The sequence below is a fragment of the Undibacterium sp. genome (assembly GCF_030683615.1).
Classification (GTDB): Bacteria; Pseudomonadota; Gammaproteobacteria; order Burkholderiales; family Burkholderiaceae_D; genus Undibacterium; species Undibacterium umbellatum.
This window is the reverse complement of sequence record NZ_JAUXQE010000036.1, coordinates 17,618-32,990: the sequence shown is the minus strand read 5'-3', so window position 1 is coordinate 32,990 and position 15,373 is coordinate 17,618. Positions and strand designations below refer to the sequence as shown.

General features: G+C 51.8%; 14 protein-coding genes. 8 read left to right on the top strand and 6 right to left on the bottom strand.

Annotated elements, in window-relative coordinates:
• Positions 1 to 10: 10 nt before the first annotated feature.
• The 4 genes from acnD to prpB all read right to left on the bottom strand — a co-directional run bounded on the left by acnD (position 11) and on the right by prpB (position 5,292).
• Positions 11 to 2,605: a Fe/S-dependent 2-methylisocitrate dehydratase AcnD gene (gene acnD / locus Q8K39_RS18550; protein ID WP_305262554.1), complete on the bottom strand. Its 2,595-nt coding sequence runs from the start codon at positions 2,603 to 2,605 to the stop codon at positions 11 to 13.
• Positions 2,606 to 2,647: 42 nt separating this feature from the next.
• Positions 2,648 to 3,121 (bottom strand): GNAT family N-acetyltransferase, encoded by a 474-nt coding sequence (locus tag Q8K39_RS18545; protein ID WP_305262552.1) that lies wholly within the window; start codon positions 3,119 to 3,121, stop codon positions 2,648 to 2,650.
• 47 nt (positions 3,122 to 3,168) lie between these two features.
• The gene (prpC, locus tag Q8K39_RS18540; RefSeq protein WP_305262550.1) at positions 3,169 to 4,317 is read right to left on the bottom strand and encodes a 2-methylcitrate synthase; all 1,149 of its coding nucleotides are present in this window, start codon (positions 4,315 to 4,317) and stop codon (positions 3,169 to 3,171) included.
• Positions 4,318 to 4,401: 84 nt separating this feature from the next.
• Positions 4,402 to 5,292: a methylisocitrate lyase gene (gene prpB / locus Q8K39_RS18535; RefSeq protein ID WP_186951956.1), complete on the bottom strand. Its 891-nt coding sequence runs from the start codon at positions 5,290 to 5,292 to the stop codon at positions 4,402 to 4,404.
• Between the two features lie 208 nt (positions 5,293 to 5,500).
• On the opposite strand from prpB, the gene prpR reads away from it, so the two are divergent.
• From prpR to phnE, 8 genes are all read left to right on the top strand, one after another.
• A complete protein-coding gene (prpR, locus tag Q8K39_RS18530) occupies positions 5,501 to 7,096 on the top strand; it encodes a propionate catabolism operon regulatory protein PrpR (RefSeq protein WP_305262548.1) in 1,596 nt (531 codons plus the stop codon).
• 116 nt (positions 7,097 to 7,212) lie between these two features.
• A complete protein-coding gene (locus Q8K39_RS18525) occupies positions 7,213 to 7,575 on the top strand; it encodes a response regulator transcription factor (RefSeq protein WP_305262546.1) in 363 nt (120 codons plus the stop codon).
• Complete coding sequence (locus Q8K39_RS18520; protein ID WP_186951959.1) at positions 7,575 to 8,186, top strand: chemotaxis protein CheC; 612 nt, start codon at positions 7,575 to 7,577, stop codon at positions 8,184 to 8,186. Before Q8K39_RS18525 ends, Q8K39_RS18520 begins: the two co-directional genes overlap by 1 nt.
• The gene (locus Q8K39_RS18515; RefSeq protein WP_186951960.1) at positions 8,186 to 9,208 is read left to right on the top strand and encodes a GGDEF domain-containing protein; all 1,023 of its coding nucleotides are present in this window, start codon (positions 8,186 to 8,188) and stop codon (positions 9,206 to 9,208) included. The genes Q8K39_RS18520 and Q8K39_RS18515 overlap by 1 nt, the downstream gene beginning before the upstream one ends.
• A 142-nt stretch (positions 9,209 to 9,350) precedes the next feature.
• On the top strand, positions 9,351 to 10,181 hold the full coding sequence (locus Q8K39_RS18510) for a putative selenate ABC transporter substrate-binding protein (protein WP_305262801.1): 831 nt from the start codon (positions 9,351 to 9,353) through the stop codon (positions 10,179 to 10,181).
• Positions 10,181 to 11,035, top strand: a complete 855-nt coding sequence (locus tag Q8K39_RS18505; protein ID WP_305262544.1) for a phosphonate ABC transporter ATP-binding protein — start codon at positions 10,181 to 10,183, stop codon at positions 11,033 to 11,035. Before Q8K39_RS18510 ends, Q8K39_RS18505 begins: the two co-directional genes overlap by 1 nt.
• Before the next feature lie 5 nt (positions 11,036 to 11,040).
• Positions 11,041 to 11,880: an ABC transporter permease gene (locus tag Q8K39_RS18500; RefSeq protein ID WP_186951963.1), complete on the top strand. Its 840-nt coding sequence runs from the start codon at positions 11,041 to 11,043 to the stop codon at positions 11,878 to 11,880.
• The gene (phnE, locus tag Q8K39_RS18495) at positions 11,877 to 12,680 is read left to right on the top strand and encodes a phosphonate ABC transporter, permease protein PhnE (protein WP_305262542.1); all 804 of its coding nucleotides are present in this window, start codon (positions 11,877 to 11,879) and stop codon (positions 12,678 to 12,680) included. Before Q8K39_RS18500 ends, phnE begins: the two co-directional genes overlap by 4 nt.
• Positions 12,681 to 12,682: 2 nt before the next feature.
• Here the strand turns inward: phnE and Q8K39_RS18490 are convergent, their stop codons facing one another.
• Complete coding sequence (locus Q8K39_RS18490) at positions 12,683 to 14,074, bottom strand: YfcC family protein (protein ID WP_305262540.1); 1,392 nt, start codon at positions 14,072 to 14,074, stop codon at positions 12,683 to 12,685.
• Between the two features lie 13 nt (positions 14,075 to 14,087).
• The gene (locus Q8K39_RS18485; RefSeq protein ID WP_305262538.1) at positions 14,088 to 15,206 is read right to left on the bottom strand and encodes a succinylglutamate desuccinylase/aspartoacylase family protein; all 1,119 of its coding nucleotides are present in this window, start codon (positions 15,204 to 15,206) and stop codon (positions 14,088 to 14,090) included.
• Positions 15,207 to 15,373: the final 167 nt, after the last annotated feature.

The window sequence follows — 15,373 nt, the reverse complement described above, 5'->3', positions numbered from 1 at the left end:
TCAATAAAACTCATGCAGCCTTGGCAGACTCCAGGAAGTCCTGTGCAAAACGCTGCAAGACACCACCGGCTTCATAAATCGACACTTCTTCTGCCGTATCGAGGCGGCACAGCACAGGCACTGCCACAGATTCACCATTCTTGCGGTTGATGATCAGGGTCAGGGTTGCGCGTGGCATACGCTCACCTATGACATCAAAGGTTTCTGTGCCATCAATGTTCAGGGTCAGGCGGTTCACGCCTGGCAAGAACTCCAGCGGCAAGACACCCATGCCGACCAGGTTGGTGCGGTGTATGCGCTCGAAACCTTCAGCAACAATCACTTCCACACCCGCCAGGCGCACACCCTTGGCTGCCCAGTCACGTGATGAGCCCTGGCCATAATCGGCGCCGGCAATCACGATCAGCGGTTGTTTGCGTTCCATATAAGTTTCTATGGCTTCCCACATGCGGGTGATTTTGCCTTCGGGTTCGATACGGGCCAGTGAACCTGCCTTGACCTTGCCATCTACCACGACCATTTCATTCTTCAAGGTCGGGTTGGCAAAGGTAGCTCGTTGTGCCGTCAAATGATCACCACGGTGGGTCGCATAAGAATTGAAATCTTCCTCCGGCAAACCCATCTTGGCGAGGTATTCACCAGCGGCACTATCGAGCATGATGGCATTTGATGGTGACAGATGATCTGTCGTGATGTTGTCACCCAATACTGCCAGCGCACGCATGCCTTTCATGCTGCGCGCCCCTGCCAATGCACCTTCCCAATATGGTGGGCGGCGGATGTAGGTAGTCTGTGGACGCCAGTCGTACAGGGGACTGACTTTTTCACCGTCATCAACCTGTTTGGCAAACATGGGAATATAAACCTTGCGGAATTGTTCAGGCTTGACGCTGGCAGCGACCACGGCATCGATCTCGGCATCGGTCGGCCAGATGTCTTTGAGTGTCACTGGCTTGCCTTCTGCATCCAGCCCCAGCACATCTTTCTCAATATCAAAACGGATGGTGCCAGCGATGGCATATGCGACCACCAGCGGCGGCGAAGCCAGGAAAGCTTGTTGCGCATACGGATGAATACGACCATCAAAATTACGGTTACCCGACAACACAGCCGTCGCATACAGGTCACGGTCTATGATTTCTTTCTGGATGACAGGATCAAGCGCACCCGACATGCCGTTACAGGATGTGCAGGCATACGCAACCACACCAAAACCCAGTTGCTCCAGCTCAGGCATGAGATTGGCTTCTTCCAAGTACAGGGTCACAGCCTTGGAACCAGGAGCGAGTGAACTCTTGACCCATGGCTTGCGAGTCAGACCCAGCTTGTTGGCATTGCGTGCCAGCAAACCGGCAGCCACCATATTGCGCGGGTTATTGGTATTGGTGCAACTGGTGATAGCGGCGATGATGACGGCACCATCTGGCATCAGACCAGGCTCATTTTCTACCGTGCCGCTGATGCCACGTGCTGCCAGTTCTGAAGTCGGCACACGCTTGTGCGGGTTGGACGGGCCAGCGATGTTGCGCACGACAGAAGACAGATCAAACTTCAGTACGCGTTCATATTCCGCATTCTTCAGTGTATCTGCCCACAGACCAGTTTCTTTGGCATAGGTTTCTACCAGCTTGACCAATTCATCATCGCGGCCCGTGAGTTTCAGGTATTTGATGGTTTGCTCATCGATGTAGAACATCGCAGCAGTGGAACCAAATTCCGGTGCCATGTTGGAAATCGTTGCGCGGTCACCCAGGGTCAGGTGGGATGCACCTTCGCCATAAAATTCCAGGTAAGATGACACGACTTTTTGATTGCGCAAAAACTCTGTCAATGCCAGCACCGTGTCTGTTGCCGTGATACCTTCCTGCGGTTTGCCTGCCAGCTCGACACCGATGATGTCTGGCAAACGCATCCAGGATGCGCGACCCAGCATGACGCTTTCTGCTTCCAGACCACCGACACCAATCGCAATCACTCCCAGCGCATCCACCATGGGTGTATGGCTGTCAGTACCGACCAGGGTATCCGGATAAGCCACACCATCTGTGACTTGCACGACTGGTGACATGCGTTCCAGATTAATCTGATGCAGGATGCCATTGCCGGGCGGGATCACATCGACATTCTTGAATGCCTTTTTTGTCCAGTTGATGAAGTCAAAACGGTCTTCGTTCCGCCTGTCTTCAATTGCACGGTTTTTGTTGAAGGCATCCGGATCAAAACCGCCGCACTCAACAGCCAGCGAATGATCCACCACCAGTTGCGTAGGCACCACAGGATTGACCAAGGCAGGATCCCCACCTTGCAGGGCAATCGCATCGCGCAGACCTGCCAGATCAACCAGCGCAGTCTGACCGAGGATATCGTGGCATACTACACGCGCCGGGAACCAGGGAAAATCAAGGTCGCGCTTGCGTTCAATGAACTGGCGCAGAGAATCGGTGAGCGTAGCCGGGTCACAGCGGCGCACCAGGTTTTCTGCCAGTACGCGTGAGGTGTATGGCAGCTTGTCATAGGAACCTGGCACGATCGCATCGACTGCTTCGCGTGTATCAAAATAGTCCAGTGTAGTGCCTGGTAGTGGCTTGCGGAATTGAGTATTCATGGCTCGCTATTGTCAATATTAGTATTCGATATTCAAGGCAGCTCAGAGTTGTAACTTGAAACCTTCATGTGATGCGGTGAAGCCCAAACTTCCATAGAACCTGTGCGCCTGTATGCGCTTCTTGTCACTGGTCAGTTGAACCAATTGGCAACCACGTTCGCTTGCCAGTTGTATCGCCTGCTTTATGAACCAGTGACCTATGCCCTGGCCACGCAAGTAGCCATCAACCCGCACGCTTTCTATCATGGCGCGGGTAGCGCCTTTCCTGCTCAGGCCAGGGATGAACGTCACCTGCTGCATGGCAATGATGCGGCCATCCAGCTCAGCTACCATCAAGAACTGATTATCGTCGGTTGTTATGCGGTCAAAGGCTTCTGAATAACATGCATCCTCCGAGCCTACGCCTTCACGGTTCTTGCCCAGATCATCATCAGCAATGAGTTCCAGCAGGCGAGGCAGATCTTGCCTCACAGCGCGTCTGGTACTGAGTTTGGACAGGTCTGCCTGCACTTTCATTTTGCAACCTCTGGCTTATTTACTCTCGTTGATTTATTTGCGTTTATTTATTTGCGTTTATTCAAAGGAACAAATTTCAGGTCTTCAGGGCCAACATAATTAGCGCTAGGGCGAATGATCTTGTTATCGATACGCTGTTCTATGATGTGTGCCGCCCAGCCAGAGGTACGCGCGATCACGAATAGAGGAGTGAACATGGCAGTCGGTACACCCATCATGTGGTAGGACACGGCAGAAAACCAGTCCAGGTTAGGAAACATCTTTTTGATATCCCACATCACGGTTTCCAGACGTTCGGCAATATCAAACATCTTCATCGCGCCCGCTTCTTTAGACAGGTTGCGCGCGACTTCCTTGATGACCTTGTTGCGTGGATCAGAGATAGTGTACACAGGGTGACCAAAACCAATCACGACTTCCTTGTTCTCCACACGTTTCTTGATATCGGCTTCTGCTTCATCTGGATTGTCATAACGTTTCTGGATTTCAAACGCGACTTCATTCGCGCCACCGTGTTTAGGGCCACGCAAGGCACCAATAGCGCCGGTGATGGCAGAATACATGTCAGAACCTGTGCCTGCGATGACACGACCAGTAAAGGTCGATGCATTGAACTCATGCTCTGCATACAGTATCAATGAAGTATGCATGGCTTTTTCCCACGACGCACTTGGCTTTTCACCATGCAGCAGATGCAGGAAATGGCCGCCTATGGATTCATCATCGGTTTCAGTTTCTATGCGTTTGCCATTATGACTGTAATGGTACCAGTACAGCAGCATGGAACCCAGCGAAGCCATCAGGCGGTCAGCGATATCGCGTGCGCCAGGATTATTGTGGTCATCTTTTTCTGGCAATACGCAACCCAGTGCAGACACACCGGTACGCATGACATCCATAGGATGAGAAGAGGCTGGTAGCCATTCGAGTGCCGCCTTGACATTGGCTGGCAAGCCACGCAGGGCCTTCAATTTAGCTTTGTAACCACGCAACTCTGCGACAGTCGGCAATTTGCCATGCACCAGCAAATGGGCAATTTCTTCAAATTCGCAGGCGTCGGCCACATCCAGGATATCGTAGCCACGGTAATGCAGGTCATTGCCTGTTTTACCTACAGTGCAAAGCGCGGTATTGCCAGCAGTAACGCCAGACAGGGCAACGGATTTCTTTGGTTTGAATGGAACGGCTTCAGTCATGATTATTTCTCCATTGGTACATTAGAAGTGCTATTCCCGCCCGCTGGCTTGATACAGCACAAGGCCGGGAAGTCTATTTGGTTTTTATTTGGATTTTTGCTGGGCAAACAGAGCATCCAGCTTTTGCTCAAAGTCGTGGTAATTGATGCGCTCATACAATTCCATGCGGGTCTGCATGGTGTCGACGACATTCTTTTGCGTACCGTCACGGCGTATCGCGCCGTAGACGTTTTCTGCTGCCTTGTTCATGGCGCGGAAAGCTGACAATGGATACAAAACAAGACCCACATCCACTGCGGCCAGTTCGTCGACAGAAAACAAAGGAGTAGCACCGAATTCCGTGATATTTGCCAGGATAGGCACTTTGACGGCATTGGCAAACTGCTTGTACATCGCCAGTTCGGTAATCGCTTCCGGGAAGATCATGTCGGCACCTGCCTCCACACAAGCCAGGGCACGTTCGATGGCAGCTTCCAGACCTTCAACGGCCAGGGCATCAGTACGGGCCATGATGACGAAGTTTTCATCGGTACGCGCATCGACTGCGGCCTTGACGCGGTCAACCATTTCCTGTTTGCTGACGATCTCTTTGCCTGGACGGTGACCACAACGCTTGGCCCCGACCTGATCTTCAATATGAATGGCTGCAGCGCCGAACTTGATCATGGATTTGACGGTACGTGCCACATTGAAGGCGGATGAACCAAAGCCGGTATCCACATCCACCAGCAAAGGCAGGTCGCAAACGTCAGTAATGCGGCGCACATCAGTGAGGACATCGTCAAGATTGGAGATGCCCAGATCAGGCAAACCCAGGGAACCGGCAGCAACGCCGCCACCAGACAGATAAATTGCCTTGAAACCGGCACGTTTTGCCAGCAAGGCATGGTTGGCATTGATTGCGCCCACGACTTGAAGCGGGGATTCTTCCTGCATCGCCTTACGGAAGGCGGCACCTGCGGAGTATGTACTCATGTGTATGCTTTCAGGTTAATGAACAGATTCTGGGATAGACATTGCAATGAGCGTGCCAGCCTGCAGGCACACCCTGCTGTTTCTGGATGATGTGTATATAAATCAAATACTTATTCGCTATGCTCGCACAACAAATCTTGTTCAGGAACCCAGATTTGTTTCATAATGATGTTTCACATTGAATTTTGAAACATTAATTGAAACATATATGAAACATCCGCCGGCGATACGTGATACCCACGACAAACCCGTTATCTGGACAGTGTCCATCTCACGCCTGTTCGACATGTTCCGCGACATCATGGTCGAATACGATGTCAGTGCCGACATAGAGCCCATACATATGGGTTTTGAAGAGGCAGCACAGTACCTGAAAGAGCGCCTGCAAACCGAGAGGTGCGATGCCGTCATTGCGGCTGGCTCCAACGGTGCCTATCTCAAGAACCGCCTGCCCGTCCCGGTCGTGATTGCCAAGGCCAGTGGCTTTGATGTCATGCAGGCACTGGCAAGGGCACGCAAGGTGTCACCCGCAATAGGTCTGATCAATTATCAGGAAACCATGCCAGAACTGGCGGATTTCAAGGCGACTTTCGGCTTCCCGCTAGAGCAGCGCACCTACGTCACCGAAGAAGATGCGCGCGCCCAGATCAGTGAGCTCAAGGCGGGTGGTATCAAGGTCATCGTCGGAGCAGGACTGATTACTGACCTGGCTGAGGAAGCTGGACTGACTGGCATTTTCATGTATTCAGCCACCTCGATACGTCAGGCCTTTGATGATGCACTGGAAATCGCTCGACTGACGCGACTGGAATCAGCCCGCGGGCGGCATCATCCGGCAGCAGAATCACTACGCGCCAAACATGGCATTAACGATTTGCGGGGTGACTCTGCCCTGATGCAGGCTACGCGCAAGTCCATCGCCTTGTTTGCCCGCTCTCCTGCAACAGTGTTGTTGCAAGGTGAAACCGGCACTGGCAAGGAGCTGGCTGCCCAGGCTTTACACCGGGAAAGCACAAGAGCACGCCAGCCTTTTGTCGCTGTGAATTGCGGTGCCATTGCCGAGAGTTTGCTGGAATCAGAATTGTTTGGCTATGAAGAAGGTGCATTTACCGGTTCGAAACGGGGCGGGCACGCTGGATTGTTTGAAATTGCTCACAGAGGAACGGTATTTCTGGATGAAATTGGTGAGATGCCACTCGCCTTGCAAACCCGCCTGCTGCGCGTATTGGAGGAACGTGAAATCACGCGGGTCGGAAGCATGCGCCCCATACCTGTCGATGTACGCATTATCAGTGCCACACATTGCGACCTGGTGGCAAGAGTAAAAGAAGGAAAGTTTCGGGCTGATCTATATTTCCGCCTTGCCGTATTACGCTTGCATTTGCCAGCATTACGGGAGCGTGCAGATGACACACTGCCGCTTGCAGTATGGTTCCTGAAGCATGCCCTGGCTGCCATTGGCGTCAGACCACATGCCAATCTGCACGCAGAAATGGCCAGTTGCGGCATGCTTTTACAACCTTATGCCTGGCCAGGAAATGTAAGAGAACTACGCAACCTGATGGAGCGACTTGCCCTGTTTCTGGCAGCCGAACCACTGCAAGCATTGACACCGAGTTTCGTGGCAAAAACATTGCCCGAGTTAAGCATCACTGAGAATACACCCGCTATTTCAACGAAACAGTCAACACCAGAGTCACTGGAACAGGTCATGGAAAAGTTCAATAACAACCGCGACGCAGCTGCTGACTATCTGGGCATCAGTAGAACGACCCTGTGGCGACGCCTCAAGCAAAAATCGTAATCATTTGAAACATTAATTGATCATCTGAATGGCGAATTTTATGCCGCACTAAGGTAAAATGAATTTACGCTGTCACTCACATTTCCTGGGTGCATTAGTTTTGCATAAAATACATTATGAAAAAAATACTCATTGTTGACGATAGTAAAGTTTCCCGCATGGTGATTCGCGCGCATGTAAAGGCAGTGCATCCGGATTGGGAATTCTTTGAGGCTGGCAGTGGTGAAGAAGGCATCAAGTCAGTGATAGAGAACAAACCCGACTATTGCACCATGGATATCAACATGCCTGGCATGCTGGGCACTGACGCCGCAGAGCAGATTTTGCAAACCAGTCCACATATACGCATCGCCATTTTTTCGGCAAATGTACAGGACACCATGCAAAACCGGGCTACCTCCATAGGCACCATTTTTGTCGCCAAACCAGTCACTGAAAAATCCATCACCATCGTCCTCAATTATTTCGCGAGCGAATAATGAATTCCCTCACCGAACTTCATCTCGATGCACTAAGTGAGGTCTTCAATGTCGGCGCTGGCAGAGCTGCTGCCAGCCTGAGTGACATTGTAGGAGAAGAAGTTCGCTTGTCGGTCCCTTCTGTCGAAATCCGAAAATCCTCGGAAATTGATGTTTCTGCAATGGGTTTGCAAAGTGAGCGCTTTGGCACAGTGCACCAAACCTTTAGTGGCTCGTTTGAAGCAGAAGCAATCCTCCTGTTCACTGAAGAACACGCCCTGGAAATTGTGCGCGACATGATGGGGTCGCAAATCAGCCTGGAAGACCTGGCCGAATTTGAACAGGAAGCGATGTGCGAACTCGGCAATATCATCCTCAATGCCTGCCTGTCCGCGATGGCAGATATGCTGAATATTCCGCTGAACTGCTCATTACCAGATTACTCAGTGGCAACGACCGAAGAAATTTTCCGTCGTGTCAGTGACGATCTCGATCAACCTTACGTCCTGTTGTTGCATATCGACCTGGCGATAGAAAGGCGACATTCTGAAGGCCACCTGATTTTCTTGTTGAGTTCCACATCTTTAAAAGGTTTGATTATCCAGCTTGAGCGCTTTTTGGGAGCAGTGTAATGGCGCAGTTGCTGTCACCGTCTCCATTTGCAATGGAGCAAATATTCAATTCCATCAGCCTGGGACTGATTGTGCTTGACGCGCAACAGACTGTGCACCTGTGGAATGGCTGGGTGGAGAGACACACAGGCATTCCCGCCAAACAGGTCATCGGCAAGCACATCTCCGAAGCTTTTGAAGAGTTGCCCAGCCGTGCCATCCTGAATGCCATCACCAATACACTGAGTTATGGCCTGCCTGTGGTTTTGTCAAATGCCTTGCATCGCTCACCCTTGCCGTTGTTTCAGCGCAACGAGCAAGATGATGGGAAAAGCCGCATCGATCAATCCATCACCATCACGCCGATTACTGCGGAGTATGGCGAGCGTCATTGCCTGATACAGATCAGTGACTCGACCACATCGATCAAACGCGAAAAAATCTTGCGCACACATTCTGAAGCGCTGAAGCGAGAAGCCACCACCGACAGCCTGACAGGCATTTATAACCGTCGCTTCTTTGATGAGCATTACAAAATGGCCCTGGGCCATGCCGTGCGTCATAGTGTGCCCATGTCAGTGTTCATGGTCGATATCGATTACTTCAAGGAATATAACGACAGCTATGGCCATGTGGCGGGAGACAAGGCGCTAATACAAGTCGCCACCGCCCTGCGCAAACAATTGATGCGTGCAACCGATGTACTGGCCCGTTTTGGTGGTGAAGAATTCATCCTCATGTTGCCCAACATGGCACCTGACTCTGCCATGCTGTTTGCTGAAAAACTGCGGCTGGCTGTGTGGGATTTGAACATACCACATATTAATTCCCGCATTAGCCAGCGTATCAGTGTCAGCATAGGCTTTAGCAATTTCTATAAGCATCCTGATATTGATGCCAATTCCCTGCTCAAGTGTGCCGATGCTGCACTGTATGAAGCCAAAAAAGCTGGTCGCAATCAAAGTCAATATATGTCTTTGCAGCACTTCAATATGCAAACTACAGCACCCGCTGGCACCTTACATCAATCTGTCAGCAATTGAACTCCGGCTACGTTTTAGCGAAGAAGGCAGTACAAGTAGCTGTGTGACGGTTTTGCGTAAATCCTATTTCAATTACTTTGGTCTTCCAGGAAATAATATGACTAATTTTGCCGCCCGCTTTACAGTTTCACGCCGCAACATCATGATTGCCGCCAGCTTGCTGGCATTCACCAGCTTGACCCATGCGCAGCAAATCTTAAGAGTTTCCGCCATCCCCGACGAAGCACCGACAGAGTTGCAGCGTAAATTCAAACCTCTGGGTACCATGCTTGAGAAAAAACTGGGCATGAAGGTAGAATTCATTCCCGTCACTGATTATGCCGCCTCAGTAGAAGGCCTGGTCAATAAAAAGCTGGATATGGTCTGGTTTGGTGGCTTCACTTTCATACAAGCCAAGGTGCGTAGCAAAGAGCAAGTCATACCACTGGTGCAGCGGGAAGAAGATGAAAGATTCAAATCCGTCTTCATCACCACCGATAAGAACATTACCAAGCTAGAAGACCTGAAAGGCAAGACTTTTGCTTTTGGTTCTGAATCTTCTACTTCCGGCCACCTGATGCCACGCTCTTACTTGCTGGCCGCCAAAATCAACCCTGATACGGACATGAAGCGCATCGCTTTTTCCGGCGCCCATGATGCCACTGTTGCAGCCGTATCTGGCGGCAAGGTAGATGCTGGCGCCCTGAATATTTCAGTATGGGAAAAACTGCTGGCGCAAGGCAAGGTCGATACCAAACTGGTGCATGTGTTTTATACGACTCCAGGCTACTTTGACTATAACTGGTCGGTACGCGCCGACATGCCTGCCGAACTACGCAAAAAAATCACAGATGCATTCCTGAATCTTGATCCGGCCAATCCGCAAGACAAGGAAATCCTGGATCTGCAACGTGCGACGCGCTTCATCCCTACCAAAGCTGACAACTACAAGGCCATCGAAGCGGCAGCACATAATGCCGGCCTGCTGAAGTAATGCCAGCAGCACCGCTGCTTTTGCAGCAATTGAGCGTGGCTTTTCCCGGTGCAGTACATACTGCTCCGGTGGCAGGGCAAACTGAGCAGCAATACATACTTGAAAACCTGAACCTGACGGTAGCCCAGGGCGAGCAGATTGCCATCATAGGCCCGTCTGGTGCGGGGAAAACCACGCTATTGCATACCCTGGCTGCAGCGCACCAGCCAGCCAACGGCCAGTTCCAATTCATGAACCACGATGTCTGGGCACTGTCAAACAGGGCGCGCCACGCATTGCGCCGCCATCTGTTTCTGGCACCACAAACGCCGCCGCTACCAGCGCGTCAGCGCGTTGTGACTGCTGTACTGGCCGGACGCCTGCCGCAATGGACGCTGGCGCAGGCACTGCGCAATCTGATCAAGCCAGCAGACCCACTGTCTGCCTGGCAAGCATTGCAGCGTTTTGATCTGCAACATAAACTCTATGCCAGGGTCGACAAGCTGTCTGGTGGTGAACGCCAGCGCTGTGGCCTGGCGCGTCTGCTATTGTCGGATGCCAGCCTGCTACTGGTAGATGAACCCCTGTCTGCTCTCGACCCAACGTTGGCGCTGCAAACCCTGAACACCTTGCAACAAGAAGCAAAGCAACGCAATGCGACACTGATCTGCAGCCTGCATCAGGTAGAACTGGCACGTCAGCACTTCTCGCGCATCATAGGATTGCGCGCTGGCAAAGTCATGTTCGATAGTGACAAGGTCAATGATCAGATGATCGCTGACCTGTACCGAAATGCAGGTAGCCCTGAGCAGCAGTCTTTGCACATGACTGCGCCGGATCAGACTGATTTTCCTGATGCACCCCGCTGTTTTTAAGCAACATGACACAGCAGGCGAACCATACCGATATTGAGCATGATCCTGCATGGCGCATGCGGATGACTATCAGCTTATGCATGCTGGTGTTGCTATGGCCCATGCTGATCATCACTGAATTCAAACCCTGGCAACTGATCGATGCGCAAAGCCTGGCTGCGACCTGGCGTTTTCTATCCGGGTTTTTTCCACCTGCGCATTCCGCAGAATTCTTATTGATCGTGCTGGAAGCAACCTGGCAAACAATCGCCATTGCCACAGCAGGTCTGACGCTGGCACTGCTGGGCGCTATTCCGATGACACTGATCGTCAATGAGCACTTATCGATTTCGCGCATAGGCAGCAGACGTATGCATGGCATGGCAAGATTGCTGCGCCAGATCGTGCGCTGGAAACTGGTTTTATTGCGCAGCGTTCCCGAACTGGTCTGGGCCTTGCTGTTTGTGCGCCTGGTCGGACTGGGGCCGACTGCGGGCGTATTCGCCATCGCCCTCACCTATTCCGGCATGCTGGGCAAAGTCTACGCCGAAATCCTGGAAGCCAATGATGCCCACGCCACCGACAGCCTGCTCAGGAATGGCAGTAGCCGCCTGACAGCTTTTCTCTATGGGGCATTACCCAATGCGGCTCCAGAACTGATCTCCTACACTATCTACCGATGGGAATGTGCCATACGCGGCTCTGTCGTGATGGGCTTTGTTGGCGCTGGAGGCCTGGGTCAGCGTATGGATGAATCCATGAAAATGTTATCCGGCGATGAAGTATCGACCATGCTCATCGTATTCGTACTGCTGGTGGGCCTTGCTGACCTGACCAGCAAACTATTCCGCAAAGCGCTGGCATGAGTACGCAAGATAACAACATGCCAGCCCCACCGGCGCTATTAAGTCCACTCAAGCTGGGATTAAGTGCGGGCATCATGCTGCTGGTGATCGCCAGCTTTGTCAGCCTCAACATGGAATGGCGCGCGCTGTTCAGTGACGATGCAGCAGGCAAAACCTGGGAATTCCTGCAGGGCTTTGCGCCGCCCGACATCAGCCCTGCCCTGCTGACAAAAACCGCTCTGGCCTCTTTTGAAACCCTGGCCATGTCGGCACTGGGCACCCTGATTGCAGCCATCCTGGGTCTGTTCCTGGCCCTGCCAGCCAGCGGCCGCTTTGGCCAGGCGGCAAAAAGCAGTACCCGATTATTCCTGAATGTGGCGCGTGCCATTCCTGAACTTGTTTGGGCATCCATCATGCTGATTGCCGCTGGCCTTGGTCCCTTTGCTGGCACTATTGCGCTGGCCGCCCATACCACCGGTGTACTTGGTCGCCTGTTTGCTGAAGTTCTGGAAAACGCCCCACCGCAGGCTGAATCCACGTTGCGCCTGAACGGTGCCTCTGCCGTCAATGCTTTCCTGTATGCCACGCTGCCACAAAGCCTGCCGCAAATGCTGTCTTACACCCTGTACCGCTGGGAAAACAATATCCGCGCCGCCGCCATATTGGGTGTGGTCGGTGCTGGTGGCCTTGGGCAGATGTTGAAGTATCACCTGTCACTTTTCCAGATGCAGACCGCCGCCACGGTCATTATCGCTATGCTGATACTGGTCGCCATGGTGGATGCATTGAGTTTTGCCATGCGACGCTGGTTGATGCATTAATACTACCAACTGATCACGCATGACAAGGCTAGCAGCCCCAGGGATAGGACAAAGTACAGTAACTGCAAGGGTATCATCCACTTGGCCCAGGTCGCCCAGGGTATGCGCGCAAGTGCCAGCACGCCAACCGTAATGCCGGATGTCGGTATCATCGGTGTCGTAAATTCACCAAACTGGAATGCCAATATCGCCGTCTGCCTGCTTACACCCACCAGGTCAGCCAGCGGTGCCATGATGGGCATGGTCAATGCAGCCTGCCCACTGCCCGAATGGATGAAGAAGTTGATGACAGACTGGATCACAAACATCTTGTGGGCCGCGAAGATGGGATGCGAAGACTGCACAAAAGGCATCAGGAAATTCAACATAGTGTCGATGATATTGGCATCGCGCGCCAGTATCATGGTGCCGCGAGCCAGGGCAATCACCAGCGCGGTAGTCACAAGGTCCTTGGCACCGTGCATGAATGCTTCAACAAAACTGTCAGCATTGAGTTTGCCAACGATACCCACCAGTATCGCCATGACCAAAAACAATGCTGCAATTTCTTCGATATACCAGCTGTATCTGACTACGCCGACCACCATGGTGATGAGTGCAAGCAGGAATATAAACAGCACGGCCTTGTGGGTCGCCGTCATGCCAGTAAAATGATTGAACTCATCGATTTTAAGATTTTGACGTTTTTCCGTATCAATTTCAAAAGTCGGACTCAACTGCGGGTTTTTCTTGATGCGCGCCGCATACCAACTAAGAAATGCAATGGTAACCAATGTCGCCAATGCCCAGGCGAGCAGGCGGAAACCTATGCCAGAAAACAGTGGAACACCAGCAATACCCTGGGCAATACCCACATTGAAAGGATTCAAAAACGCCGCAGCGAAACCGACTTGCGAACCAATAAAGGGGATCGATACGCCCACCACCGAATCATAGCCAAGCGCCAGCGCCAGTGGAATAAAGATCATGACGAATGGTATGGCTTCTTCGGCCATGCCAAAAGTAGCCCCACCCAAAGAAAACAAGGTGACAAATAAAGGAATAATCCCAGCCCTTACCATACTGGAATGGGTATGCGCCTTGGCCACGGATTTGATCATGGCATCGATTGCTTCCGTCTTTTGCAAGACAGCGAAAGCACCACCGACAATGAGCACAAAACCGATGATCAATGCGGCTTCCACAAAGCCCTTGATTGGTGCCATCATCAGAGCTACTACACCCTGCGGATTACTGGTGACGTAATGGAACGTGGTCGGGTTAATGAGCGTCTTGCCATTGACTACATGGGTATCATATTTGCCGCCAGGTACCAGCCAGGTAGCTAATGCAATCAATGCCAGCAAAGAAAACAGCAGGACAAAGGTATTCGGCAATCTGATTTTTTTCAGCATGATGAACTCCTCTTTACAAAGACAGTAAATTACCGCTGCGGTAAGCAACGGCGCCAGCGATTTTGGCAATACGCATGCCATGTGTGGCATAGCGTGTGGCGACGCGAGCAAATAAAATGCCGGACAGTGTCGCCAATACCGGCGTCACTTGTGAGCTGACAGGATCAACAATATCTGCCACTTTTTCACCAGCCTCGATGTAATCACCCACAGCTTTGGTAAATACCAGTATGCCTGAACGTGAGGCAAGCAAAGGCTCGACACCTTCCAATGGTGTAGGCTGACATAAAACTTTCGGTAAAGCGGGTGCTCTGCCACGCAGATAGCCAGCCTGACTGAGGAAATGAATAATGGCCAAAGCATCTGCCTGTGCAAGTTCATGACTGACTTCGGTTTCCCCGCGCAATTCCACCGTGATGGCCATGCAAGCATTTGGGACAGGTGTGGCAGCACCAAAGTGCTGTGCCAGTTCCCACCAGTGGCGCGAACAAGATTCATCGAAAGGATCATCTCCCGACAATACCGATACCAGGACCGCTCGCGCCCCGAGGTAGGCAGCCAGCGGCAGACAGTCTTGCGCAAGCGGTGTACCAGTATATAAATGCATGACAGCCTGGTTATCACAATGCAGGTCCAGCACGATATCGGCGTCCACAGCAAGAGTTTGCAGGATTTTCTTTTGCTGATCAGTTGCGGTGTCTGGTTGCCATGCCAGCAACACCGCCAATGCCTGCTGGCGTATCAGTTTTACATTTTCGTTGCCATCGGCACCCAGCTTGTCTTCCAGCAGAGGCAGCAAAAATGGTGTCAAGTGGCGATAGCCACGGTTGAAATTGATACCTGTCGCCAGATCAAAGCGGCCGAAAGGCGTGCCCTGTATGTTCTGCGCCAAACCTATGGGATTAGCAACAGGTACAAGTACGATTTCGGAGGCGATGTCTCCGGCTTCTTCATATTGCGCGAGCATGTCGCGCAAATAATGATTCACCAGCATGCCAGGGATCTCGTCAGCATGCAAAGACGACTGTATATACACTTTGCGACCCTGACCCGGCGTACCGAAATGAAAACTCCGCAATTCACGTGATGACCCGCTACTGACATCGGGCAAGGCATGGCGCTGTATCTGCATAGGAAACTCTTTTCTTCGTTGGTAATGCTTGGACCAAAAAAACAGAATCACAAATCGATTCTGGATTTACATGATGTAGTCTGGCTTACACAGGATTTATCCTGACTGTGTTCCCGCTTATCCAATAGTAGTTTGTGCAAGCAGCGCAAAAACAACACTGTTTGAAC